Source organism: Edaphobacter aggregans DSM 19364, from assembly GCF_000745965.1.
GTDB lineage: Bacteria > Acidobacteriota > Terriglobia > Terriglobales > Acidobacteriaceae > Edaphobacter > Edaphobacter aggregans.
The window spans coordinates 215,414-240,576 of record NZ_JQKI01000005.1; the positions used below are offsets into that span (position 1 = coordinate 215,414).

General features: G+C 61.7%; 18 protein-coding genes. 6 read left to right on the plus strand and 12 right to left on the minus strand.

Annotated elements, in window-relative coordinates; all coding sequences use genetic code 11:
• Window positions 1-49 precede the first annotated feature (49 nt).
• On the minus strand, window positions 50-1,372 hold the full coding sequence (locus tag Q363_RS04880; RefSeq protein ID WP_245632038.1) for a multicopper oxidase family protein: 1,323 nt from the start codon (window positions 1,370-1,372) through the stop codon (window positions 50-52).
• A gap of 217 nt (window positions 1,373-1,589) precedes the next feature.
• On the opposite strand from Q363_RS04880, the gene Q363_RS04885 reads away from it, so the two are divergent.
• A complete protein-coding gene (locus Q363_RS04885) occupies window positions 1,590-1,955 on the plus strand; it encodes a hypothetical protein (RefSeq protein ID WP_035348243.1) in 366 nt (121 codons plus the stop codon).
• A 110-nt stretch (window positions 1,956-2,065) separates the two neighbouring features.
• Here Q363_RS04885 and Q363_RS04890 read toward each other — a convergent pair whose 3' ends face one another.
• From Q363_RS04890 to acnA, 4 genes are all read right to left on the minus strand, one after another.
• Window positions 2,066-4,495, minus strand: a complete 2,430-nt coding sequence (locus Q363_RS04890) for a RelA/SpoT family protein (protein WP_157466537.1) — start codon at window positions 4,493-4,495, stop codon at window positions 2,066-2,068.
• A gap of 35 nt (window positions 4,496-4,530) precedes the next feature.
• Window positions 4,531-4,947, minus strand: coding sequence for an ATP-binding protein (locus Q363_RS42645; RefSeq protein WP_245632039.1), 417 nt, complete (start codon window positions 4,945-4,947; stop codon window positions 4,531-4,533).
• A gap of 83 nt (window positions 4,948-5,030) precedes the next feature.
• Window positions 5,031-6,230, minus strand: a complete 1,200-nt coding sequence (locus Q363_RS40175; RefSeq protein WP_157466538.1) for a hypothetical protein — start codon at window positions 6,228-6,230, stop codon at window positions 5,031-5,033.
• Between the two features lie 641 nt (window positions 6,231-6,871).
• Window positions 6,872-9,757: an aconitate hydratase gene (gene acnA, locus Q363_RS04905; RefSeq protein WP_051978375.1), complete on the minus strand. Its 2,886-nt coding sequence runs from the start codon at window positions 9,755-9,757 to the stop codon at window positions 6,872-6,874.
• Between the two features lie 607 nt (window positions 9,758-10,364).
• Between acnA and Q363_RS43735 the strand changes: the two genes are divergently transcribed.
• The 3 genes from Q363_RS43735 (at window position 10,365) to Q363_RS04930 (ending at window position 16,074) form a co-directional block, all read left to right on the plus strand.
• Entirely contained in the window at window positions 10,365-12,350 is a 1,986-nt protein-coding gene (locus tag Q363_RS43735) for a YXWGXW repeat-containing protein (RefSeq protein WP_051978376.1), read from the plus strand.
• Window positions 12,351-13,536: 1,186 nt separating this feature from the next.
• Complete coding sequence (gene purD / locus Q363_RS04920; RefSeq protein WP_035348252.1) at window positions 13,537-14,820, plus strand: phosphoribosylamine--glycine ligase; 1,284 nt, start codon at window positions 13,537-13,539, stop codon at window positions 14,818-14,820.
• 66 nt (window positions 14,821-14,886) lie between these two features.
• Window positions 14,887-16,074: a glycosyltransferase family 4 protein gene (locus Q363_RS04930; RefSeq protein WP_051978377.1), complete on the plus strand. Its 1,188-nt coding sequence runs from the start codon at window positions 14,887-14,889 to the stop codon at window positions 16,072-16,074.
• 148 nt (window positions 16,075-16,222) lie between these two features.
• Here the strand turns inward: Q363_RS04930 and Q363_RS04935 are convergent, their stop codons facing one another.
• Complete coding sequence (locus tag Q363_RS04935; RefSeq protein WP_035348258.1) at window positions 16,223-16,714, minus strand: DinB family protein; 492 nt, start codon at window positions 16,712-16,714, stop codon at window positions 16,223-16,225.
• An 81-nt stretch (window positions 16,715-16,795) separates the two neighbouring features.
• On the opposite strand from Q363_RS04935, the gene Q363_RS04940 reads away from it, so the two are divergent.
• Window positions 16,796-17,707, plus strand: a complete 912-nt coding sequence (locus Q363_RS04940; protein WP_051978378.1) for a VOC family protein — start codon at window positions 16,796-16,798, stop codon at window positions 17,705-17,707.
• A gap of 4 nt (window positions 17,708-17,711) precedes the next feature.
• On the opposite strand, the gene purF is transcribed toward Q363_RS04940, so the two are convergent.
• The 6 genes from purF to Q363_RS04970 all read right to left on the minus strand — a co-directional run bounded on the left by purF (window position 17,712) and on the right by Q363_RS04970 (window position 24,336).
• On the minus strand, window positions 17,712-19,217 hold the full coding sequence (gene purF, locus Q363_RS04945) for an amidophosphoribosyltransferase (RefSeq protein ID WP_035348260.1): 1,506 nt from the start codon (window positions 19,215-19,217) through the stop codon (window positions 17,712-17,714).
• A complete protein-coding gene (gene purL, locus Q363_RS04950; protein WP_035348261.1) occupies window positions 19,214-21,775 on the minus strand; it encodes a phosphoribosylformylglycinamidine synthase subunit PurL in 2,562 nt (853 codons plus the stop codon). The genes purF and purL overlap by 4 nt, the downstream gene beginning before the upstream one ends.
• A 210-nt stretch (window positions 21,776-21,985) precedes the next feature.
• On the minus strand, window positions 21,986-22,426 hold the full coding sequence (gene dut / locus Q363_RS04955) for a dUTP diphosphatase (RefSeq protein WP_035348262.1): 441 nt from the start codon (window positions 22,424-22,426) through the stop codon (window positions 21,986-21,988).
• Window positions 22,427-22,496: 70 nt separating this feature from the next.
• Complete coding sequence (gene lipA / locus Q363_RS04960; RefSeq protein WP_035348263.1) at window positions 22,497-23,447, minus strand: lipoyl synthase; 951 nt, start codon at window positions 23,445-23,447, stop codon at window positions 22,497-22,499.
• Window positions 23,448-23,526: 79 nt separating this feature from the next.
• A complete protein-coding gene (locus Q363_RS04965) occupies window positions 23,527-23,928 on the minus strand; it encodes a hypothetical protein (RefSeq protein WP_245632040.1) in 402 nt (133 codons plus the stop codon).
• A gap of 60 nt (window positions 23,929-23,988) precedes the next feature.
• Window positions 23,989-24,336: a c-type cytochrome gene (locus Q363_RS04970; protein ID WP_245632041.1), complete on the minus strand. Its 348-nt coding sequence runs from the start codon at window positions 24,334-24,336 to the stop codon at window positions 23,989-23,991.
• Between the two features lie 578 nt (window positions 24,337-24,914).
• On the opposite strand from Q363_RS04970, the gene Q363_RS04980 reads away from it, so the two are divergent.
• Window positions 24,915-25,142, plus strand: a complete 228-nt coding sequence (locus Q363_RS04980; RefSeq protein WP_035348266.1) for a hypothetical protein — start codon at window positions 24,915-24,917, stop codon at window positions 25,140-25,142.
• Window positions 25,143-25,163 lie beyond the last annotated feature (21 nt).

A 25,163-nucleotide genomic window follows, 5' to 3' on the forward strand; every position in this document is an offset into this window, starting at 1 on the left:
GGTGCAGCCTGTATCGTCGCAAAGCGTCTTCCCTTAGCCCTTTTCCGAGTCAGGAGCACCGGAATAGCATCATGAAGCCCATGTCCATGTGGTCCTGCTGATGACAGTGAAACAGTGAAAGCCCCGGCGCATTCGCCGTGAACTCCACCTCTGCCTCCGTCCCTGCCTTCACTAAAACCGTATCCTTCATGACCCCGCGCGTCTCTCGCCCGGCCATCTTCTTCAGCTCAAACGTGTGGCGATGCAAATGCACCGGATGGTCGTCCATGCTCTTGTTCCGAAACACGAGGCGGTAGCGCTGCCCCTGGCGCAGCGCCACCGTCTCGGTATCGGGGAACGACTTTCCATTGATCATCCAGCGGTCCATCGCTCCATGCCCTGCAAACTTCGACTCAAAGACCAATGGGATCGAAGTCACATTAACCGGCGCTGAAGGCACCGCCGCACCATCCTGCGGCGCACTCGCGCCAAATTGCAGATAATCCCAGTCGAGCGTCTGCGGCTGCTGCCACACCGGCTTGCCCGTGCGCCCCGCATACTCCACCACCATCCCCATTCCCGCGGCCATCACGCTCCTGCGGACCTCGCCCAGCGCCCACACCCCGGGGTTATCCATCACCAACTCGGCCGACACACGCTCCGCCGGCGAGAGATGCAGCATCGACACCTCGCACGGTGTCGGCACCGCACTTCCATCCAGCGTCACCACGCGAAACTTATGCCCCGTCATCGCAATCCAGTGCGGGTCCGTCGCGCTCGTGTTCACCACGTGCAGCAGCACACGCTGCCCCTGCTTCACCCTCAGCGGCTCGCCAAACCCCAGCCTCTTCCCGTTGATCGTCGAGTGGCGATACACCGGGCTCATCGATCCGTCATCGCTCCCCACCATCACGCCGTCCCAGTCGTGCAGCGCCAGAAAGACCTCCTGGTCATACCGCGCCGGATTCTCCCTCGGCTCCACCAGCAGAAACCCATGCAGCCCCGTGTACAGCCCGCGCTTCAGGTCGTGCCCCGCCATCACATGCGTGTGATACCACCGAAACCCCGCCGGATACGGCGTAAATGTGTACCGCGCGCTAGCGCCCGCCGCAATGTGCGGCGTCCCCTCCTCCATCGCGCCGTCGACCTCCGGCGGAAGAAACAACCCATGCCAATGAACGACCTCATCGTCCTCGCTGCGGTTGGCCACCTCCACCGTCACCGGCACGCCCTCCTTCATCCGCAGCACCGCCCCCGGAACCTGCCCGTTGTACGCCATCGTCTTCACGAACTTCTTCGGCGCAACCTCCAGCGAATACGGCGCAATCGTCAGCGAATAATCCGCCGCCGCCAGCGCAAGCGCCTTGCCCACCATGGACGCGCCCGCTGCCACGCCCGCCAAACCTAAAAATCTACGTCGGGAGACCACCGCCAAATTCTAAACCCGCAACAGGCAACCCCGGCGCGCCTGCCAACCATCGCGACATTGGCAATCGAACGGTTCTCAGGCAACCATTTCTCCGGTTGTCGAAATTAATCTTTCGCCGCGCGGCCAGCCCACCACAGGCGGCATGCAATCCAACGTTCTCAGGAAACGAACGGAGGATATCATGAAACTCCGAAACACGGCCGCTTTTGCAACACTCGGCACCATCCTCTCCCTCCCCCTCTCGCTCGCAGCGCAGGACTACGCCCTTCTCCAGCGCGTCTCCCAGTCCCAGTCTCAGTCCGCGCATGATCGCGCCGAGCGTGAGCAGACCGAGAAGGACCACCGCAACCACACCGGCGCCAAGATCGTCGGAGGCTCCGCCGCCGGAGGTGCCATCATCGGCGGACTCGCCGGAGGCGGTAAAGGCGCGCTCATCGGCGGCGCCGCAGGCGCAGGCGGAGGAGCCATCGCCAACAAAGTCCGCAAAGATAAAGCCGTAAAGAAGCGCGAGCAGCAGCAACAGCGTGAGTACGACCATCGCGAATAACGCGCCAAGAGAGGACCGCATGGCAATCTACAGCAACACGATGCTCGGAAATGTGAATGCGCGCGTTCGCGTCAGGGGAGAAGTTAGGGCGACCGCGTGCTCAGCGGGTGCTATATCTTTTGCACCCGCTGGACCTCCCGAACACCAGGCACACGCCGCAGCCGCTCCACCAGACGGTTCAGGTGCCGCACGTCCACCGTCTCGATCACAAAGTCCACCACCGCCATCCCATCCCCGGCGGCCTTCGAATCCACGCTTCGAATATTTGTGTCGTCATCCGAGATGATCGCCGTAAACTCCTTCAACATCCCCGTGCGGTCCTCGCAGATCACCGTCAGCTTCACCGGATACGTCTGCGCCTTCGCCACCCCTCGCTCCGCCGGCGTCGGCGCCCACTCCACCTGAATCCTCCGGTCCGACTCATACAGCAGGTTCTGCACATTCGGACAGCTCCGCGCGTGCACCGCCACACCCTTGCCTCGCGTCACGTAGCCGATAATCTCCTCGCCGCGAATCGGATTACAACATCGCGCGCGATACACCAGCAGATCGTCCTGCCCCTCCACCTGCAGCGACTCCGAGCCCCTGCCGAAGAAGACGCGCTTCACCGCCTCCGACATCTGGCCGATCGTGTTCCCTACGGTTCCCGGCTCAGGGTGCGCGGGCTCCGGAACCATCGTCGAGCCCGGCTCCAGCTTGTTCAGCACCTGCCGCGACGAGTACTTCCCAAACCCCACCGCCGCCAGCAGCTCCGCCTCGCTCGTCATGCCGTACTCGGTCGCTACGCGGTCGTAGTCCGCCGTCGTGAACTTATGCAGCGACAGCTTGAACTTCCTCGCCTCGCGGTCCAGCAGCTTGCGCCCGATCTCCATCGCGCGCTGCCGCTGATGCTCGTTCAGCCAGTGCTTGATCTTGTTGCGAGCCTTGCTGCTCTTCGTAAAACTCAGCCAGTCGCGGCTCGGAGTATGCCCTGCCTGCGTCGTGATCTCAACGATGTCGCCGTTCTTCAGCTTCGTCCGCAGCGGAACGATGCGCCCATTCACCTTCGCCCCGACTGTCGTGTTCCCCACCTCGGTGTGGATCGCATACGCGAAGTCCACCGGGCTCGCGTCTTTCGGCAGAACAACAACCTTGCCTTTGGGAGTGAACGTGTAGACCTCCTCCGGGTACAGGTCGATCTTCAGCGTCGACATGAACTCGTTGGGGTCGGACATCTCCCTCTGCCACTCCATCAGCTGCCGCACCCACGCCAGCCTCTGCTCGTCCTTCGCGCTGACGTTGTCGTCCGCCTTGTACTTCCAGTGCGCCGCGATGCCCTCCTCCGCGACGCGGTGCATATCCTCCGTGCGAATCTGCACTTCGAACTGGTGCCCACCCTCCGCGATCAGCGTCGTATGCAGCGACTGATAGAGATTCGGCCGCGGCATCGCAATAAAGTCCTTGATGCGCCCCGGCACCGGCCTCCATATCGAGTGCAGCAGCCCCAGCAGCGCATAGCAGTCCTGCACCGTCTGCGTGATCACCCGGATCGCCAGCAGGTCGTACACCTGGTCCACCGGAATCTTCTGGTCCTGCAGCTTCTGCTGGATCGAATAAAGCCGCTTGATCCTCCACTCCACGCGCCCCGGAATCTTGAACTCGCGCAACTTCTCTTCCATGCGCGTCACAATCTTCTTCAGGAACTCCTCGCCCGCACCGCGCAGCGCCTCCACCTCATGCGACAGCTGCTCGTATGCAAATTCGTCCGTGTACCGAAACGCCAGGTCCTCCAACTCGCCGCGCAGCTTGCCCATGCCCAGCCGGTGCGCCAGCGGAGCGTAGATCTCCAGCGTCTCTCGTGCTATCTTCTGCTGCTTCTCCGGCTTCAGGTGTTCCAGCGTCCGCATGTTGTGCAGCCGGTCCGCCAGCTTGATGATCACCACGCGAACATCCGTCACCATCGCCAGCAGCATCTTGCGGATGTTCTCCGCCTGGTGGTCCTCGCGATTCGCAAACTTGATCTTGTCCAGCTTCGTCACGCCCTCGACGATGTGCGCCACCTGCTCGCCGAACTTCTTCCCAATCTCCTCCGAGCTGACGTCCGTGTCCTCCACGGCGTCATGCAGCAGCCCCGCCGCAATCGCCGTCGAGTCCATCTTCAGCTCCGCCAGCACCTGACCCACCTCCAGCGGATGGATCACATACGGCTCGCCGCTCGCCCTCTTCTGCCCCTCATGCTGCTGCAAACAAAACGCCCACGCCTTGCGAATGATCTCCAGATCATCCGCCGGCCGGTTCGCATGCACCGTGTCCAGCAGCCTCTTAAACTTTTCGTCGATGGTCCTGACATCGCTCTCAGACAACCCCGCCAGGCGCGACGCCGAGGACTCCCAGGACTTCCCCTCCGGCGCAGACACCTCCGCACCCGAAGCAGCCCCTCCAATCTCAGCCGGTGGAGTCACGTTCAACTCGACACCCGCATCGGTAACTGGATTCAGCGGCTGGCTCTCAGGTTTGTCCTGCATCCCTGGCTTCGTCGAGGCCGGGTGAGCGATTGCCATAGTTCATTATAGGCCGCGACGCAAACTTCGGCCCGCTACCCCAGCGCCACATGCCGGCAGAACCGGCAGGATTCAACACGCACCGGAGCGTTCGTCGCCACAATCACAAGCCCCGCATGGCGCTCCATCCGCTGCAATAGATAGTTGATCTCGATATTGGCATAGCGGTCGTGCCCGTCCTTCACGTCCGTCCGCTTGCCAAACAGCGCGTCCGCCTCGTCGAAGAACAGAATCGCCCCCTGCCCCTCCGCCGCCTCGAACACCCGTTCGAGATTCTTCTCCGTCTCCCCGATGTACTTCGACACCACCGCGCTCAGGTCCACGCGAAACAGCCCGCGCCCCAGCTCATGCGCCACCGCCCCCGCCGCAGCCTTCGCTGACCCTCCCGAGAGAAACAGCGCCCCCGCCGGCTTCGCACCCGCCGACTCCACAAAGCCGCGAAGCTCCTTCACCGCGCCCCCCCCGGCAAACCAACACTCGCCAGCGGCCCTATCGAGACAACAGGACGAACGAAACTCAAAGTGGCATTGAGGATTTATTTCCAGAAAGCCCAGTGAACGCTTCGGAGCTCCGGACCATGGCCAATCTCTACTATCTTGCCTATCCCTTCGCCATTTATCTCTCCCTCGAAGATGGAATCATTTACTCGATAGCAAATATGGTTATCCGTAACATCCAATACCTCGCTGTCCTCCTCCCCTGTTTTTATCTCTACGTGGGTTTTGGTTTCGAGATTGTCGAGGAGCAAAACGCCAGGGATATTTGCAAATGCCCCCTCACCATACTTGAATAGTCTCGCCACGTCCGCGCTCTCACTCTCCTCCCTTCCGGGATTCGACACGTTATCGGACTGCCATGACTCCTCAATCGAAGCCAGCCAGTCGCCGAATAATCTTGACCTGGAGACATTTCCCTTTAGGCGAACTTCCCTCCATTGGTTCAGACGACGATCCTTGACGAATAGAGTTCTGAACGTTTCCCCGTGCTGGCTTTCAAGGTCAGATCGACGACTAGGCAGCGACAGTACTACAAAATTCTGAGAGGCCGCCACGACACCGATCTGTTCTCCCTCGTGACCACTTTGGAGTCGTGTTGGAAGATCGGATAAACGCTCGGAAAAACCCTCGATCGAAAAGACTACATGCCCGTTGGCTATCCTTCCGATCGGCGAATAGGCACCCTCCGGGCCCCCTGGCACCCCCGTAAAAGTCAACTGCTCAAGTGTTACCGATGAAAGCGGAATTTTTTGTGGTTCACCACTCTTGTTGAGAGGAATCACCATAACTGAGGGCGGCCCACCTGCGCCAGTTCGGTGTACTGGAACTATCAAGGACGTATTGAATTTATCGCCGATCATCAAGAGCTTTGAGTCAATCCCTTGTGCAATTCCCCCATCGATCGAATAGTCCGCTGAGGATAGTGAAGGTCCCGTTCTCAATATCCGAACACGCGATGGAACGCCGTGAGGCGAAAATATTGCATAACTTCCGCTAAGGTCGCTTTGGATGGAGTAAAGCCCATCGCGAGCCGACACTAGAGTGTCTTCGAGATGAGGTTTTCCTTCAGTCAAGGTGAAAAGCTGAACTGCAACTCCTTCCGGCGAGTAGTTGGTTGGAGTCCCGCTAATAACATAAAGCGTCCTTGCCCCTCCGTCTAAGATCGAGCTAAAAAGAAAAGCTAGTGCAAGTGCGCTCTTTGAACTAGATCGGAGAGTGCTTGCAAACATCCTCAACATAAGTTCTGACTCCCTGTTGTACCGTCCACGCGCCTTGAACGCTAACATGGGTAGGCGTGTAAAAGACATAGTAATGAGGTGGATAAGTGCCATTACCACCTACGCCATTCTCATGGCGTAGGTACATTTTTTTCCACGACCTTCAGCTATGGAGGCGACGGCTACGCACTCGTGGTTTCCTTCACTGACTCACATAATGCGTCGCATCCTGCACCAAGACATTTCCTGCAGACTCGCGTACCTAGTCATCGCACACACCTCACGCACAGAATGTCCTTCAGCTCAGCCTCACCAGCCTAAACCCGCCCCAGATATCCGTCATGCTCCCGATATCCGTCATTCTGAGCGAAGCGAAGAATCCCAGTAGTTCTTCCGGCCGATCGAAAATGACCGCCATCACAATGTTCGTTCCAAATCGAAGCCGGGTGCCGGGTGCCCCATTCATGCAGCTTCATCGCATGAGTGGGACAATCGCGCGAAAAGCGAGATCCGCCTTATAACTCGATCACCACCACCTCACGCACAAAACCCCCGCGACAACTTGGGCTGAAGCGCCGCGAGGGCTCAAGATTCTAAGCCCTGGAGGACGATAGAATCTTGAACCCACTATAGACAACACACCGCACGTTAGCCCAGAGAAATTATCCCTTCGCCGCCAGCCGCCGCAGAACGTACTCGAGAATGCCGCCGTTCTGGTAGTAGAGAATCTCCTGAGGCGTATCGATCCGCACCGTCGCGCAGAACTCCGTCGTCTTCCCGCGGTCCGACTCGGCAAACACAGCGATCTGCTTGCCGTTCGCAAACTTACCGTCGAGCATCGCCTTCAGCTCGCCCGGCTCGCCCACGCGGAAGACCTCCTCGCCGGTCAGCCCGAGGGACTCGACATTCTGCCCCGGCAAGAACTGCAGCGGCAGAATCCCCATCCCCACCAGGTTCGAGCGGTGAATCCTCTCGTAGCTCTCCGCGATCACAAACCGGATGCCCAACAGCCGCGGTCCCTTCGCCGCCCAGTCCCTCGACGAGCCCGACCCATACTCCTTGCCCGCAAGAATCGCCAGCGAAGTCCCCCGCTTCGCATACTCGACGGAGGCGTCGTAGATCGACATCGGCACATCGTCCGGAAGCAGGCGCGTCACGCCGCCCTCCGTCCCCGGAGCAAGCTTGTTCCGCAGCCGCACATTCGCAAACGTGCCGCGCACCATCACCTCATGGTTGCCGCGGCGCGAACCATAGCTGTTGAAGTCCGCAGGCTTCACCCCATTCTCCGTCAGGTACTTGCCCGCCGGGCCGTTCAGCTTGATCGACCCCGCCGGCGAGATGTGGTCCGTCGTCACCGAGTCGCCCAGAACCGCCAGCACCCTCGCCCCGTAGATGTCCTCCACCGGCTCCGGCTCCTGCTTCATGCCGTCGAAGTAAGGCGCCTTGCGGATGTACGTCGAGTCCGCCTCCCACCCGTACGTCTTGCCCTCCGGGAACTGCAGCCCGCGCCAGTTCTGGTCGCCCTCCGTCACGCGGCTGTACTCCTCGTGGAACATCGACGAGTCGATCGAAGCTCCCACCGCATCCGCAACCTCCTGCTGGGTCGGCCAGATGTCGCGCAGGAACACCGGCTGCCCATCGTGGCCCTTGCCCAGCGCGTCCTTCTCGAAGTCGTGCCCGATGTGCCCCGCCAGCGCATACGCCACCACCAGCGGAGGGCTCATCAGGTAGTTCGCCCTCACCTCCGGCGAGATGCGCCCCTCAAAGTTCCGATTGCCCGACAGCACCGAGACCGCAACCAGCCCATGGTCCTCGATCGCCTTCGACACATCCGTCGGCAGCGGCCCTGAGTTGCCGATGCACGTCGTGCATCCATATCCCACAACCTGGAAGCGCAGCGCGTCCAGATAAGGCATCAGCCCAGCCTTCTCGTAATAATCGGTGACCACGCGCGAACCCGGAGCCAGCGACGTCTTCACCCACGGCGGAGTGTTCAGTCCCTTCTCCACCGCCTTCTTCGCCAGCAATCCAGCCGCCAGCATCACGTAAGGATTCGACGTATTCGTGCAGCTCGTGATCGCCGCAATGACAATCGAGCCATGAACCAGATACGGCTCCGGATCCATGCCAAACCGGCTGCGAATCGAGACCGCCGGAGCATCCAGCGCCCCGCTGTTCAGTGTAGTCACCGGAACCTCCGGAGCAACCACCACCGGAGCCGGCGCACCCACCGGGCTCGTCACATCGCCCGTCAGCGAGGCGTGCCCGCCCTCGCCCTCCCAGCGAACCAGCTGCCGCACCGACTGCCCCTTCGCATTCGGCCCCAGCAGCGACGGAAGCTGCTGCCTGAAGCTCTCCCCTGCCTTCGAGAGCGCCACGCGATCCTGCGGCCGCTTCGGCCCCGCCACGCTCGGCTCCACCGTACTCAGATCCAACGCAATCGTCGCCGAGTACTCCGCCTCAGCCGCGTCCGCCGTGTGGAACATCCCCTGCTCCTTGTAGTACGTCTCCACCAGAGCGATCTGCTCTTCCGGACGCCCCGTCAGCCGCAGATAGCGCAGCGTCTCCGCGTCCACCGGGAAGATGCCGCACGTCGCCCCATACTCCGGAGCCATGTTCGCAATCGTCGCGCGATCCGCCAGCGGCAGCTCGCTCACACCCGGCCCGTAGAACTCCACAAACTTGCCCACCACACCAAGCTTGCGCAACATCTCCGTCACGGTCAGCACCAAATCCGTCGCCGTCGTGCCTTCCTTCAGCTTGCCCGTCAGCTTGAAGCCCACCACCTGCGGCACCAGCATGCTCACCGGCTGGCCCAGCATCGCCGCCTCAGCCTCGATGCCTCCCACACCCCATCCCAGCACGCCCAGGCCATTAATCATCGTCGTGTGCGAGTCCGTCCCCACCAGCGTGTCCGGATACGCCACGCCGTCCTCCGTCGTGAACACCACCCGCGCTAGGTGCTCCAGATTCACCTGATGACAAATCCCCATCCCAGGAGGCACCGCCGAAAAGTTCCGAAACGCCGTCTGCCCCCACTTCAGAAACGCATACCGCTCGCGATTGCGCTGAAACTCGAGAGCAGCATTCAGGTCATACGCCCGCTTCGTTCCAAACTCGTCCACCTGCACCGAGTGGTCGATCACCAGCTCCGCCGGCTGCAGCGGATTGATCCTCTCCGGATCGCCGCCCAGCTGCTTCATCGCATCCCTCATCGCCGCAAGGTCGACGATCGCCGGAACTCCCGTGAAGTCCTGCATCAGCACACGCGCGGGCATGTACGCAATCTCGCGCGAGGGCTCCGCCTTCGGGTCCCACTTCGCCAGAAACTTGATATCGTCCGCCGTCACGCTCGCGCCGTCCTCATGGCGCAGCAGGTTCTCCAGCAGGATCCGCAGCGAAAACGGCAGCCGCGAAAGGTTCACGCCTTCGCTCTTCAAAGCATCCAGCCGGTAGATCGTATAGCTCTTCGCGCCCGACTTCAGCGTCGCCTTACTCTTGTAGGTATCAGGACGGGAGGAATCAGAAACAGTCTGTGTCGTCGACATCGTTTATCTCCAAAGGAAGCGCTCATCACGCGCTGGTTGAAGGGCCTCGCTGCACCAGCAGCCGGTCCGACAGGAAAAATCCTAACAACTCTCAGAAGGGAATGGCCTGCGACGCTCCATCAGCGCCCACGGTCCGGGCGGCCATGGCGAAAGCGCTTCAGCAATGGCGAACGTCCTTCCATCGCCAATAATTCTACGACTGCCCATACGCCAGCTCAACTCCGCCACCCCACCACAAAAGCGTCATCGTTCTTCAAAAGCGTCATCGCTAACCTGAAGCCGTCATCGCGACAAGACCCTGAGCAAGCGAAACGCGTCGAACGGGGAGTGGAGAGCCCGCTGCATTTTTTGCCGGGGTACCCCATTCATGGGCGCAGTCTAATCGCGACATGAGTGGACCATCGCGCAAAAACGCGATCCGCCTCTGGGTACGCCAAGCCTTCAGGCTTGGCCCTCTCCCCACACAAACGGAAAGGGGGCTTCAGCCCCTGGGGTATGCTTCTTTTTCCGGCACTCCCACCAAAGGATCACCCATCCGCCACCCTGCCATGAAAGAATCGCATCTCATATTAAGGAATGGTGTTCTAAACACCAGGAGCACGACGCAATGACCCCGCAAGTCAAAACAAGAAGGATCCTCCCCCTCCTCTCCCTCGGCCTCCTCCTCACTACCTTCACCGGCTGCCACAACGACCTCTCCGACCACGTCTCCGCCGCCGAAGCCCAGCAGCCCCAACAGCCCCAGCAGAGCGACCCCAACGACGACCCCGCCGCCGCGAACATGGCCCCCGTCACCGGCGACGACCCCATCGCCCAGGCCGCCCCGCAGGGCTCTCCCGGCCAGCCCCAGCAAGCCCCGCCCCGCTCCTCCACCGTCCCCAACGAGAGCATCCAGCGCGCCCAGGAGTACAAAGACACCGGTGCCCAGCAAGGCGTGCCGCCCCCCGACCAGCAAGACGCCCAGCAGCCCTCCCCCAACCAAAACCAGCAACCCTACGATCAGGCCCAGGAGCAGCCCGATCAGCAGCAAATGGACCAGCAGCAGCCCGCCGACGAACAGGAGCAGCAGACCTACAACGACGACCAGCAGCAGACCTACAACGACAATGGCCAGCCCCTCTCCCCCAGCGAGCAAACCTCCCTCGACGAGCTCTCCGCCAACCAGCCCCCGCCCCAGCTCCCCGCCTACGAGCAGCCCCCCGCCCCTGAGCCCAACTACCTCTGGACCCCCGGCTACTGGGGATACGCCCCCGCCGGATACTACTGGGTTCCCGGAGTCTGGGTCGCCGCCCCCTGGCCCGGAGCACTCTGGACCCCCGGCTACTGGGGCTTCTACCGTAACCACTATCGCTTCCATCACGGCTACTGGGGCCGCTACGTCGGCTTCTACGGCGGAATCAACTACGGCTTCGGCTACCCCGGCTACGGCTTCTGGGGAGGCTACTGGCGCGGCCCGCACTTCTGCTATAACCGCGCCGTCACCCGCGTCAACGTAGCCCGCGTCACCAACGTCTACGACCGGACCGTCTACCTCAATCGCAGCTACGTCAACACCACCCGCGTCGCCTACAACGGCGGCCCCCGCGGCGTCCGCGTCCAGCCCCGCCCGGCCGAGATGGCCGCAATCCGCCAGCCCCACCTCGCGCCCATGCAGACCCAGCTAGCCATCCGCCAGCAGGCCCTCCAGAACCGCCAGCAGTTCTACAACGCCAACCGCGGACGCCCCGCCAACATTGTCGCCTCACAGCCCATCCCCGCCGACCGTGGCATCCATAACCCCATCGCCCGCCCCATGCCCGGGGCCCAGCGCGGATACACCGCCCAACCCGGATACACAGCGCAACCCGGATACACCACACGACCCGGATACACCACACGACCCGGATCCGCAGCCCAGGCCGGATCCGCGACGCAGCCCGGATTCACTCCGCCCGCCCAGTCCCAACCCCGCCCAGACGGATACCAGCAGCAGCGTTCGGGCCAATACCAGCAGCAACAGCCCACCGAATACCAGTCCCGGCCCGCACAGCCCGGCTACGCCCGCCCCATCCAGCAGCAGCCCACGCAAACCGGCCAGCCCAGCTTCCAGTACGGCCGCCCCGCCAACCCCAACCAGCCCGCCTACCCCAACCGATCCGGCCAGCCCGGTATCCAGCAGCAGCAACCCAACCAGCCCTACGTCCGCCCCGGCCCGCCGCCTGGCCAGCCCTACCTTCGCCCCACGCCGCAGCCCATCCAGCCCTACGCCCGGCCCGCGCAGCCCATCCAGCAGCCCGTCGCTCAACCCCAGAACCGGCCCGAGTACCAGTCCCGCCCGGCCCCTGTAAACCCCACCCCGCAGCCCATCCAGCCGCGGCCCCAGCAGTTCTACCGCTCCACCCCCGAACCCCGCCCCGCCCCACAGGCCCAGCCGCAGCCACGCCCGGCCCCGCAATACCAGCCGCGCCCCATGCCCGAGTCACGCCCAGCCCCCCAACCCCGCAGCTTCCAGCAACCCTATCAGCCGCGCCCCTACTCCCCGCCACCCCAACCCCACATGCAGGGAGGAGGAGGCGGTGATGCTCGCGGAGGCGGCGGCAACCCCCATCGCTAGCCTGCCAGGAGGCGTCCAATCGCCCGCAATGAAGGGCTTCCGGTGAGAAGCTTGCAGGCTGGTTCATTTCTCGACAGTTTTGCGATGCCCAGTACTGCGCGCAACACCCTCGAGAAGTTGGTTCCGGACCGTTGGAGTGTCCTCCAGGGCTCCGCAACGAGTCAACCCAATGAGGTCGGACTGCCCATGGGTTTCTTCATCGAGGTAGTACGTTATACGAGATAGCAACGTTTGCCGATTGTTAGGTGTTCTGGAGCGAAGTTATCCTGCTCGCTGCGTTCTCCTCGAAAAGGGTGAACCCGGAAAACATGTCAGGATTTCCAATGAGTTGAGCTCTTAAGCACCTCAAGCAGTTTTACAGTGTCAAACTCACCTTGTCCGTAGCCCTCGTCTGCGTAAGTTCCGTCCGTTGGCTGAGTGGAAAGAGCCTCCACACGCAGGATGTGAATGGCGCCGTGCCCAAGTTCCATTGGTGTGGTGCGACACGATTCGGGGCTTGCCGACTTCTGATCCACAAACTGCGCAAGAGCAGAGGCAGAACTATGACGAACAGAGGCAGGAGGCGTGCGGCGTTCATTGCGGCCAGTCTATCGCTGAAACTGAGTTGCAAGCACGTGAGTTCCTCATTGATATATCGCCGGGCATCAGGGATTACCAAAATCAGTAACGGCGTGGCGTGTGCCGACCATTGGCGCGAAAAGCACAAACCGCCTCTGGGTACGCCGAGCCTTCAGGCTTGGCCCTCTAAGACCCCAAAAGAAGAAAAGAAACCGCCCGCGAAGCGCGCGTACCGCTCTGCCGAAGGCAAGCTTTCCCAGCGAGCAAAGCTCGCTGAATCCAAAGACCGGAGCGAAGCGACCGGGATACTCATCGAAAAACCCCAGCAAAATCCCATATCAATACCCCTGAAACTGCCCCCAAACCCACAACCCAAACCCCCACAAGCACTTACACCCAAAAAACAATCTTCCCAAAAGCGCCGATTTACCCCCTCCACTTTGTTAATCTGGAAGAGTAGACAAGAAAACGGCGATCAGCCCTCATTACCACCAGAGCTAACCCTTTTCGAATCTATAGTTTGACAAACTAACCCCTTTGTTTCGAATATTTTGCACCCTTAGTCCCCGACTAAACCATGCAAAATCGATACTTTGCACAAAACATAGGGGAGGGGGGAGCAAGGCAAATGAAAGTTCTCGTCATCGGAGGAGGCGGCCGCGAGCACGCCATCATCTGGTCGCTCAAGCAGTCCCCCGAAGTCACCGAGATCGTCGCCGCCCCCGGCAACGGAGGTATCGCCGCCCTCGCCCGCTGCTCTCCCGTCGACACCAACAACCTGCATCAGATGGTCAACCTCGCCGCCATCGAGCGGCCCGACCTCACCGTCGTCGGCCCCGAGGTCCCGCTTGCCCTCGGACTAGTCGATGAGCTCCAGAAACGCAAACTCCGCGTCTTCGGCCCCACCAGGGACGCCGCGCAACTGGAATCCTCGAAGGCCTTCGCCAAGGCCTTCATGCAGCGCCACCAAATCCCCACCGCCGAGCACGCCCTCTGCACCACGCTCGACGACGTCCGCACCCAACTGGCCCGCTTCACCGTCCCCGTGGTCGTCAAAGCCTCCGGACTAGCCGCCGGCAAAGGCGTCGTCATCTGCAACACCCATCTCGAGGCCGAGCGCACCGCCGCCGAGATGTTCTCCGGAGTCCTTCTCGGCACCGCCGAAACCGAGGTCGTCCTCGAGGAGTTCCTCACCGGCGAAGAGGTCTCCTTCTTCGCCCTCTGCGACGGCCGCCGAGCCATTCCCATCGCCGCCGCCCAGGACCACAAGCGCGTCGGCGAGGGCGACGCCGGCCCCAACACCGGCGGAATGGGAGCCTACTCGACCGACGGCCTCCTGACGCCCGCGATGCGCCAGTGGATCACCCACAACATCGCGCAAAAAACCGTCGAAGGCATGGCCTCCGAACGCACTCCATTCAAAGGAATCCTCTTCATCGGCCTCATGATGACGCCGCGCGGCCCCATGGTCCTCGAGTTCAACACGCGCTGGGGCGATCCCGAGACCGAGGCCATCGTCCTCCGCCTCGAGACCCCGATCCTCGACCTCTTCAACGCCACCATCGACCAGACCGCCGACTCGCTCGTCGTCCGCCTCAAACCCGGAGCCAGCGCAACCGTCATCGCCGCCAGCGGAGGCTACCCCGGCAAGTACGCCTCCGGAAAACTCATCACCGGCCTTGAACCAAACGAAGCCCAAAACGAAGCCGACAAAGAAGACGTAGTCATCTTCCACGCCGGAACCGCCCTCAAGGACGGAAACCTGGTCACCGCCGGAGGCCGAGTTCTCGCCGTCTCCGCCGCCGCAGACGATCTCCGCACCGCGCTCGACCGCATCTACACCCGCATGGCAACGATCAGTTTCGAAGGAATGCACTACCGCCGCGACATCGGCTGGCGCGCGCTGAAGTAACCTTTGACGCGCCAACTGGCTCTGATAGCCTGTTTGGACCATAACGACTTATTCAAGAGGTGGAGCGTGAACCTGGCGCGCATCGGGATGGTATCTGAGGGGAATGCGTCGGTTTCCGAGACCGTGTTCTCCGGCACCGCCAAGAGGATGTTCCTGTCTCTGCAGCAGATGGGCCATGAGATGGTCCCCGTCGACGCCTCCATGAACCGATGGGAGCGCGGAATGGCCGCCCTCGCCAGCCTCTCGCCCGACCGCGCGCGATGGCGCTCCAGGTTTCGTTACGGAAACGCAGTTTCCCGTCTCCGAACCGCATCTGCACTCCGTTCCATGAAGGGCGCGGGGAATGGCGCGGAGCCCGACGTGCTCCTCCAGATCGGAGCCGCCTACGATCCTCCCGGAGACCTTCCCTACGCCGTCTACTGCGACTGGAACATGGCACTCGATGTCGTGGAGGCGAAGGACGGTCACTCGCGCGGCCTCAGCGTCAGAGAGCTCGAGAACATAGGACGCGAGCACGCGCGTCGCTACCGCAACGCCGCGCTCGTCTTCACCATCTCCGAGCGGCTGCGCCAGTCGTTCATCGAGCTCTATGGCCTCTCCCCGGAGAAGGTCAGGACCGCCTATGCCGGTCCCAACTTTGACCTGCGCCTGATCGATGAAAAACTCGAACAGCCAAAGACAAAGGCCGCGCCGACCGTCCTCTTCATCGCCAAGGAGTTCAAACGCAAGGGCGGAGATGTCGTCGCCGCGGCCTTCACGAAGCTCCAGTCGTCGATGACCTCCGCAAGGCTCGTCTTCGCGGGCGCCGCAACGCTCCCCGCCGAGCTGTCCGGACTAAGCAACATTACACACCTCGGTCTGCTCGACAAATCGGACCCCGCGCAGCTTCAGCGCCTCCTCGACGCATACCGGCAGGCGGATGTCCTCGTGCTGCCCTCCAATCACGATCCTTTCCCGACGGTGATTCGCGAGGCCATGTTCTTCGGCCTGCCCTGCGTCGCTTCGAATATCTGGGCGATGCCCGAGATGATCGTCGACGGTTCGACCGGCTTCCTGATCGAGCCCGGCGATCCGGAAGCTCTCTGTAAACGCCTGGAGCTGCTGCTGGGCAATCCAGACCTGCGCGCCCGTCTGGGTCAAGCTGCCCGCTCGCTCGCCGATACAAAGTTTTCCTGGTCGTCCGTTGGGCAGGTTCTGCATGAGGGCCTGCAGGATATTTACAGAAAGGCGGAACGCACAGAATGTATGTCCTGAATTTTGCGCTTATCGCTGCAGGCCTCCTGTATCTTGGTTGGCAATTTATTCAGCGGGAGGTCACAAAACTTGAAGCAGAATGGATCCGGCAGGCCGCCGAGGAGACAGAGTAGGCTGCAGGGTCGATCCGTGACGCACCTGGCAGCGCTCAGCCCCAGGTCATCTCCATCGGCAGATAATCGCCCGGGCCTTCGATCGTATGCCCATGCTGCCGTACCAGCGTCCCCAGCTGCGCATAGTGGCGCTGGCTGTGCAGCAGCGCGTGAAACAACATCGTCTTCAACGAAGCCTTGGCCGCGCCGCTGCGCGTCTTGAACTCCATCGTCTTCTCCCAGTCGAGATCGGCCGCAAGCGCCTGGCGATAGAGCACAATCGCACGGTCATGCGTCACGTAGATGTTCTCAACCGTGTCGTACAGGATCTCCGCGTAATCCGTCTCCGGAGCACCCGCGAGCCGCTCCGCAAAACGCAGCTCGACCGCAACAATATGCTGCAGCATCTCAGCCACCGTCGACGTCTGCGCAATATCGCACGACACCCAAAGCAGCTCCGGATGCTCGCCCAGCAGCTTGCGCCACGCCGCGCTCGTCGCCTCGTTCCAGCGCAAAACCTCTTCAGCAGTAAGAACTGGCTGCCTCATCGCGCCTCCTGATCCTTCGCTCGCACGAACGATGCGGGTTCGTTTGACTCCGCTCGCGCAGGCCGGTAGATTGGCCTCGTCATGAGAAGAGTCTCCGCCCTCCTCCTTCTGCTTGCAACCACTGCGTTCGCCCGGTCCCAGCAACAGCGGCCAGCCATCACCGGAATCGCCTTCGTCCGCGTCTACGCGAGCGATCCTTCAGCGTCCGCAAACTTCTACGGCAAGACCCTCGGTTACAGCTCCAGCCGCGCCGGCGATATCACGCGCTACCCCGTCAACGACGCGCAGTGGATCGAGGTCGCACCGCTCCCTTCGCCAGCGCCGCCAACGCGCCTCGCCGCCGTCGCCTTTACGACCCGCGACGCACGCGCGCTCGAGAAGTACCTCAAAGCGCACTCAGTAGCCATCGTCTCGTCCTTTGGAGGCGATACCGCGGACAAAAACAGCTTCAGCGTGCACGACCCCGAAGGCAACCTCATCCTCTTCGCCCAGCAGGCAAAGGGCCCCGCGGTTCCGCCCGCAGTTCCCGCGACCGCCGCCTCGCGCCGCATCATCCACGCCGGCTTCGTCGTCAGGGACGCAGCCGCTGAGGACCGCTTCTATAAAGACATCCTCGGCTTCCGCGCCAACTGGCATGGCGGCCGCGACGACAGCGGGCGCGTCGACTGGTCCAGCGTGCAGGTACCTGAAGGCACCGACTGGCTGGAGTACATGCTCAACGTCAGCCCGGACGCAACGCCGAAGCAGCTCGGAGGCAGCAACCACATGTCGCTCGGCACCGCGCACATGAACGATGTCGTGGCCACGCTCCAGCGCAATCAGTGCGAAGGCCCAACCTGCACGAAGACTCAGATGGGCCGCGACGGCAAAGTCCAGCTCAACCTCTACGACCCAGACCTCACCCGCGTCGAGTTCATGGAGTTCAAACCATCCGGCACGACCTGCTGCTCCGCTATCCTCGGCAAGCTGCCGAGCGAGCAGGAAGACCGCTAGCGCGTTAGCGAGAGACCACGGCCTCCGCCGGAAGAATCTCCGAGACATCCACCCAGGCCGTCGGATAGTCGCCCGTGTAGCACGCCGTGCAGAAGTCGCCCGGCGACAGCCCGTCCACCGGCTCGCCCATTGTGCACGAGTGCGTCAACCCCACCAGTGACAGATACGCCAGCGAGTCCGCTTCGATAAACTCGCGTATCTCCTCGATCGACTTGTTCGCCGCAATCAAATCTTTTTTGCTTGGCGTATCCACGCCATAGAAGCAAGGCGAGATCGTCGGCGGACAGGAGATACGCATGTGAACCTCCGTCGCTCCCGCGGCCCGCACCATGCGCACAATCTTCCGCGACGTCGTCCCGCGAATGATCGAGTCGTCGATCAGGATTACGCGCTTGCCCTCGAGCAGCGCCCGCACCGGATTCAGCTTCATCCTCACGCCGAAGTCGCGCACCCTCTGCTCCGGCTGAATAAACGTACGCCCCACATAGTGGTTGCGGATCAACCCGAAGTTGAACGGAATCCCCGACTCCGCCGCATAGCCTAGCGCAGCCGTTACGCCCGAGTCCGGCACCGGAACCACCAGGTCCGCAGCAACACCCGACTCGCGCGCCAGCTGCCGGCCCATCTCCTCGCGGCTCTTCTGCACCCAGCGCCCATAGATCTTCGAGTCGGGCCGCGCAAAGTACACATGCTCGAAGATGCAGCTCGCCTTCGGCACCGCCATCTTTGCGAAGTGCCGCGAGGTCACGCCGTCCTCCGACACCATCACCAGCTCGCCCGGCTCCACGTCGCGCTCATACTTCGCATGCAGCAGGTCGAACGCGCACGTCTCACTCGCAAACACAAACGTATCCGGAGCGCCGTTCGCCCCTGAGATGCGCCCCATCGACAGAGGCCGCAGCCCATGCGGATCGCGCGCCGCGAAGATGCGGTTGCGCGTCATCATCACAATCGAGAACGCGCCCTCCACCTGCGAGAGCGAGTCGGCGATGCAGTCCACCAGCGTCGAAGCCTTCGAGTGCGCAATCAGCTGAATGATGATCTCCGAGTCCGACGTTGTCTGAAACACAGCCCCATCGCGCTCCAGCCGCTCGCGCGAGTTGCCCAGATTCACCAGGTTGCCGTTATGTGCAATCGCAATCAACCCCCGCGTCGACTCCACCGAGATCGGCTGCGCATTCAGCAGAGCCGAATCACCCGTCGTCGAGTAGCGCGTGTGCCCAATCGCCATGTGTCCGGGCAGCTTGGCCAGCACGTCATCGGTAAAGATCTCCGAGACCAGCCCCATACCCTTCATGTCGTTCACATTCTGCCCATCGGCCGTAGCAATCCCCGCCGACTCCTGCCCGCGATGCTGCAGCGAGTACAACCCCCAATACGTCATGCGCGCCGCTTCAGGATGGTTGTAAACCGCCATCACCCCGCACTCTTCACGCAGCTTGTCGAACGGAGTCGCGTCGTCCTGCATGTCCATCACATCGTTCTCGAGAGTAGTGAGTTCGTTGTTCATGCCGTGACCAACTCTTCTGCGATCTTCGATTCGAGAGCGCCAGAATATGCGCTATGGAGATCCTCTAACGATGTCCGAATTCGAACTCCATCCTTTTCCATTGCTATCTCTGGAAATACCAGAATTTCAAATTCTTTTTCTGCGGTGAGACCTATATTCACTGTAGATAAATCTTCAAAACTCTCAACAATCTCTTCGATGCGTGATTGATTGTTTACAGAACAAGTGATCACTGCAACATTCGCTTGTTCACCAAAGAGCGCACATACCGCAGGTGCATCAGCTATAGGAATAATTTCCGCATTGACTCCCACTGAATTCTTGAGACAGGCACGGGCCAGTGCCACCGCTATTCCACCATCCGAGATATCGAAAGCGCTGGTCACAAGCCCCTCAGCTGCGAGTTTAGAAATGCAATTATGGAGTTGCGACTCGCTCTTCACAGAAATGTACGGTGGAGTCCCCCACATATCTCCAACTAAAGTCTTCGCAAACTCAGACGACCCAAACTCTTTGAGTGCAATCGGGGCGATCTGTCCATATAACTCGCCAATGAGCAGGATTACTTCTCCCGGCTTTTGGAAAGCCGAGGGAATGCTCTTCGTCACATCATCAATAATTCCGACAATCCCAACCACCGGAGTCGGATAGATCCCCACACCCTTCGTCTCGTTATAGAGCGAGACATTCCCGCCCGTAATCGGAGTCCCCAGCACCGTACAAGCCTCGGCAATCCCATCAATCGCCGCCGACAACTGCGCCATGATCTCCGGCTTCTCCGGATTCCCGAAGTTCAAACAGTTTGTCGCCGACACAGGAGTAGCCCCCGTACACGCCACCTTGCGCGCCGCCTCGGCCACGGCATGCATCGCGCCCAGCTTCGGATCGAGATAACACCAGCGTCCATTCCCGGCGAGCGCCATCGCCAACCCGCGCTCTCCGCGAACCTTCCTATCCCCCTTCGCCGCAGCAAACGCATGCGATGCATCCGGCGCAACCACGGGGTTCGCAGCGTCGAGATTGCCGGTATCCATCGTTGCCTTGCTCTCCGGCGTCGATCCGGCAATCGCATTCACGATCTTCCCCGTAGCGCTGTAGTCGAAAGCGAGCGGGTCGATGTCGGAGCCGGCACTCGCGCCGGTTCCCTTAATCCGCATCACGCCGGCCTCGCCGCCCGGCCCCTGCACCGTGTTCGTCTGCACCATCGAGTCGTACTGTTCGTACACCCAGCGCTTGTCGCAGATGTTCGCACTCGCCAGCAGCTTCTTCAGGTCAGCCGTGTAATCACGCGGCTTCTTCAACTCTTCCAGCACATGCGCCGGAGGATCCTTCGGCACCGGCGGCGTCCACGTCCCCACCGGCCGGTGATACACCGGAGCATCATCCGTCAGCGACTGGTTCGGAATATCCGCCACCAGCACGCCGCGCTGCGTGATGCGCATCCGCGGCTCCGCCGTCACTTCGCCCACAATCGAAGCATCCAGCCCCCACTTCGAAAACACATCGAGCACCTCGACCGCGCGCTCCTTGTCGGCCACCAGCAGCATGCGCTCCTGCGACTCCGACAGCATGATCTCGTAGCTCGTCATGCCGGTCTCGCGCTGCGGCACGCGGTCAAGCTCAACCGTCAGCCCCAGCCCACCACGCGCTCCCATCTCGCAGGTCGAGCACGTAAGCCCCGCCGCTCCCATGTCCTGAATCCCCAGCACCGCGCCCGTCGCCATAGCCTCCAGGCAAGCCTCGAGCAGCAGCTTCTCCATAAACGGATCGCCCATCTGCACGTTCGGTCGCTTCTGCTCCGAGCCCTCGGTGAACTCCTCACTCGCCATCGTCGCGCCGTGAATCCCATCGCGGCCCGTCTTCGCGCCCACGTAGATCACCGGATTCCCCACGCCCACAGCCTTCGCGTAGAAGATCTCGTCCTTCTTCACCAGCCCCAGCGCAAACGCATTCACTAGCGGATTGCCCGAGTAGCAAGGCTCAAATCGCGTCTCGCCGCCGAGATTCGGAACGCCGAAGCAGTTGCCGTATCCCGCCACGCCGTGCACCACGCCCGTCACCACCTGGTGATTCTTGCGGCGCAATGCCTCGTCCGACTCACTCTCGTCGAGCGGCCCGAAGCGTAGCGAGTCCATCACGGCCAGCGGCCGCGCGTTCATCGTAAAGATGTCGCGCAGAATACCGCCCACGCCCGTCGCCGCACCCTGATACGGCTCAATGTAGCTCGGATGATTATGCGACTCGATCTTGAACGCACAAGCCCATCCATCGCCCACGTCGATGATGCCCGCATTCTCGCCCGGACCCTGAACCACGCTTCCCGGCCCTGAGGTCCGCTCGCCCTTCGTTGGCAGCCGCTTCAAATGCACCCGCGACGACTTGTACGAGCAGTGCTCCGACCACATCACCGAAAAAATCCCCAGCTCCGTAAGGCTGGGGATTCGGCCTAAGGCCTCTTCGATGCGCTTGTACTCGTCCGGGGTAATACTGTGCTGCTTCAGCAACTCGGGAGTTATGGTTGCCGGGGCAGGGATGGCCGGGTGCAATTCCTGATGCATTTTAGACATGGCTCGCTACGTTAATTGTACGTGACTTTGCGGCCTGATTACGCCCAGCAATGGTGCACACCATGCCTGCGCGACCTGCCAGAATAGACTACCTGCCGCACAGCGCTCCCTCATTTCTCCCCCTCCCCGCCCATAAACTGTCATTTCGACCGGAGGCGAAGCCGGAGTGGAGAAACCTGCTTCTCTACCGCGATGTGCGACTTACACCCCCGTGCTGCCAAACCCTCCCGCACCGCGGGCCGCCTCACCCAGCTCCGCCACCTCTTCAAACTCCGCCTCGATCCTCCGCACGATCCGCAGCTGCGCGATCCGGTCCCCCGGCCTCACCTCAGCCGCCGCCGCCCCCAGGTTCGTCACCACCACGCGAATCTCCCCGCGATACCCCGGATCGATCACGCCCGCGAGCGTCGTCATCCCCTTCAGTGCCAGCCCCGAGCGGTCCTCTACCAGCGCCCCATGCGTCGACGGAAACTCCATCGCCACGCCCGTCGCAACCCCCACCGTCGACCCCGGCTCAATCACCAGCGCCTCCGACGCATACAAATCCGCCGCCAGATCGCCATACTCCCCCACATGCGCATACCGAGGAACCTTCGCCTCCGCAACCAACTTCTTCACCCTAATCCGTACCGCTTCACTCATTCGACAGTCTTCCTCGCAATCAAAACAACCTCAGGCGATCATCGCCGCCCGGCAGACGCCGCGCGCGATCCTACGCCAACCCCGTAGACTCCGCCTGCTCCTGCGCGTGATAGCTGCTACGCACCAGCGGCCCCGACTCCACATGCTTGAAGCCCATCCCCAGCGCCTCATGCTTCAGGAACGCAAACTCATCCGGCGTGTAGTACCGCGCCATCGGCAGATGATCTCGCGAAGGCCGCAGATACTGCCCGATCGTCAGAATATCCACCTTGCGGTCCGCCAGATCACGAAACACCGCCAGCAGCTCGTGCATCTCCTCGCCGAGCCCCACGATGATGCCCGTCTTTGTCACAATCTGGTCGCCCTCGCGGTCATCGAACATCTCCGCCGCAATCTCCTTCGCGTGCTCCAGAAACCTGAGCGACCTCTCGTAACGCCCACCCGACTTCGCCACCCGATAAAGCCGCGGCACCGTCTCGATGTTGTGATTCAGAATCTCCGGCCGCACCCCGACCACCAGCCGCAGCGACTCCTCGTTCCCCTGAAAGTCCGGCGTCAGAATCTCCACGCGGCATCCCGGAGCCTGCGCGCGAATCTCCTTGACGACCTCAACAAACGCCCGCGCCGAGCCAACATTATCGTCGTCGCGATTCACGCTAGTGATTACCGCATGGTGCAGCCCAAGCTGCGCCACCGCATACGCCACGCGCCGCGGCTCGTCCTGGTCGATCGGCTCCGGCCTGCCCTTCGGCACCGCGCAGAACCCGCACCGCCGCGTACACAGATTCCCCAGCATCATGAAGGTCGCGGCCTTCTGGTTCCAGCACTCCCCGATGTTCGGACACTGCGCACTCTCACACACCGTGTGCAGCTTCAGCTCGCGAGCCATCTTCTTCAGGTTGTGAAACGTCTCCCCCATCGGGGCCTTCGCCTTCAGCCACACCGGCTTGGGCGCGGGCTTGCGCGGCGAAAGATCAATCTGAACCAGCTCGTCCTGTATCGAAGCAACCGGCGGAGTCATCTCTTCCAGTGTACCAACCCACGCTACCCCGCCGTAGACCTCGCACCTTGCACCTTGTACCTTGTACCTTGGGTACCTTTTACCGCAGCCGCTCCCGCACCTCAGTCCGCACCAGGTACAGAAAGAACACCAGCACCAGCAGCGCGCGAATCAGGAAGAACCCCGTCTTCGTCCGCTCGAAGATGTAAAAATCCCCCGAGCTCAGCAGCAGGCACCCCGCCGTCACGATCGCCCATCCCCACTTCTTCAGCTGCAGCATCCCGAAGACCCCCGCCGCCATCAGCGTGCACACCGCGAGCACGCTGTACTTCGCCGCAGCAGTTCCAAACGATCCCCTCAACGCCGCAAACGCGTTCAGGATCGTCATGAAGATCATGAACATCGCGATCCCCGCGATGCCCGGCAGCATCCCCCCGGCGCGCGCCTGCAGCTTCCGTACCTCAGCCGACTCCAGCTCTCTGAACTCGTGCCCGTCGCTCAACCCCGCCCCCAAACTCCCTGCAACCTTGTAGCTCGTACCTCGTACCTCGTACGTTGCACCTCACAAAGTATGCAGATAAGCCAGCAGATCATCCAGCTCCTGCTGGTCGATCACATTTCCCTGTGCCGGCATCATATTCCTTCCGTGCTGAACGGTCGCCGAGACACGCTCATCGTTCGCCGGAGCCCCGCTCGGCATGTACTGCTTCTTGAACACGCCCAGCATCGGAGGCCCATTCCGCTTCTGGTCCGTCCGGTCGCTATGACAGGTCACGCAGCGCGCCTGATACACCGCATGCCCATGCATCTCCTGCGCATTCAACTGGTCCACCGGCTTCGGCGGCGCACTCGTCTTGCATCCGGCGAGAACCCCCGCCATCGCCAACAACAAAACCCTGGATATCTTCACCCTTCCATTCTCGCATCCCCCAGCCACGGCACTGCGTCATCCGTACACATCAAGCGTCGCCAACAGCTGTCTGCATGACCAGGATCGTAGCTGGGCCATCTTTGCACCTTGCCTTTGCACCTTGCCTTTGCACCTGGTCTTTGCGCCTTGTCTTTGCTCGTCATTCTGAGCGAAGCGAAGAATCCCCGTATTTTGCTTTTGCTTTTGCTTTTGCTTTTGCGTTTGCTTTTGCTTTTGCGTTTGCTTTTGCTTTTGCGTTTGCGTTTGCGTTTGCGTTTGCGTTACGGTCGCTTTTGCCGTGCCCGGGTGCCGGGTGCCCCACATCTCGACTCTGAGATGTGGGTCCATTCGAACAACGCTCGAACCGTCTCTGGGTACGCCAAGCCTTCAGGCTTGGCCCTCTCCCCAAGCCATTAGAAACATGGGCTTTAGCCCCCGGGGTATACCTTGATTGCATAACGACGTCGGCTCCGGCCATCGGCAGCGGTTAAGCTTTTTGGCAGGTAAAGGCCAGGGCTCCCGCGTGGAGGAAGCGGGTCGGCCTGGAGGCCAGCGGCTACAGCCGGTGGTATGAGGAGATGCTGGAAGATCTGGGCATCGAGCTGTGGGTTGGCGATCCGGCGCGGATCCGCAAGGCGGCGCCGCGCAAGCAGAAGACGGACCGCAACCATGCCCGTCTGCTGCTGGAGTTACTGGAGGAGAACCGGTTTCCGCGGATCTCCACCCCAGCAAGCGAAAGACGCGCTTGCCGGGGACCCCGATCTGGGTTCCGGACCGGGCCACGCGCGACCTGCGCCAGTTGCTGATGCATCGCCACCATCTGGTGA

Coding starts and splice junctions, on each gene's coding strand:
- Q363_RS43735 (WP_051978376.1), top strand. CDS start 10,365: ATGACCCCGCAAGTCAAAACAAGAAGGATCCTCCCCCTCCTCTCCCTC.
- purD (WP_035348252.1), top strand. CDS start 13,537: ATGAAAGTTCTCGTCATCGGAGGAGGCGGCCGCGAGCACGCCATCATC.
- purL (WP_035348261.1), bottom strand. CDS start 21,775: ATGCATCAGGAATTGCACCCGGCCATCCCTGCCCCGGCAACCATAACT.
- Q363_RS04890 (WP_157466537.1), bottom strand. CDS start 4,495: ATGGCAATCGCTCACCCGGCCTCGACGAAGCCAGGGATGCAGGACAAA.
- Q363_RS04980 (WP_035348266.1), top strand. CDS start 24,915: ATGCTGGAAGATCTGGGCATCGAGCTGTGGGTTGGCGATCCGGCGCGG.
- acnA (WP_051978375.1), bottom strand. CDS start 9,757: ATGTCGACGACACAGACTGTTTCTGATTCCTCCCGTCCTGATACCTAC.
- dut (WP_035348262.1), bottom strand. CDS start 22,426: ATGAGTGAAGCGGTACGGATTAGGGTGAAGAAGTTGGTTGCGGAGGCG.
- Q363_RS04940 (WP_051978378.1), top strand. CDS start 16,796: ATGAGAAGAGTCTCCGCCCTCCTCCTTCTGCTTGCAACCACTGCGTTC.
- Q363_RS04885 (WP_035348243.1), top strand. CDS start 1,590: ATGAAACTCCGAAACACGGCCGCTTTTGCAACACTCGGCACCATCCTC.
- Q363_RS04935 (WP_035348258.1), bottom strand. CDS start 16,714: ATGAGGCAGCCAGTTCTTACTGCTGAAGAGGTTTTGCGCTGGAACGAG.
- purF (WP_035348260.1), bottom strand. CDS start 19,217: ATGAACAACGAACTCACTACTCTCGAGAACGATGTGATGGACATGCAG.
- lipA (WP_035348263.1), bottom strand. CDS start 23,447: ATGACTCCGCCGGTTGCTTCGATACAGGACGAGCTGGTTCAGATTGAT.
- Q363_RS40175 (WP_157466538.1), bottom strand. CDS start 6,230: ATGTTGAGGATGTTTGCAAGCACTCTCCGATCTAGTTCAAAGAGCGCA.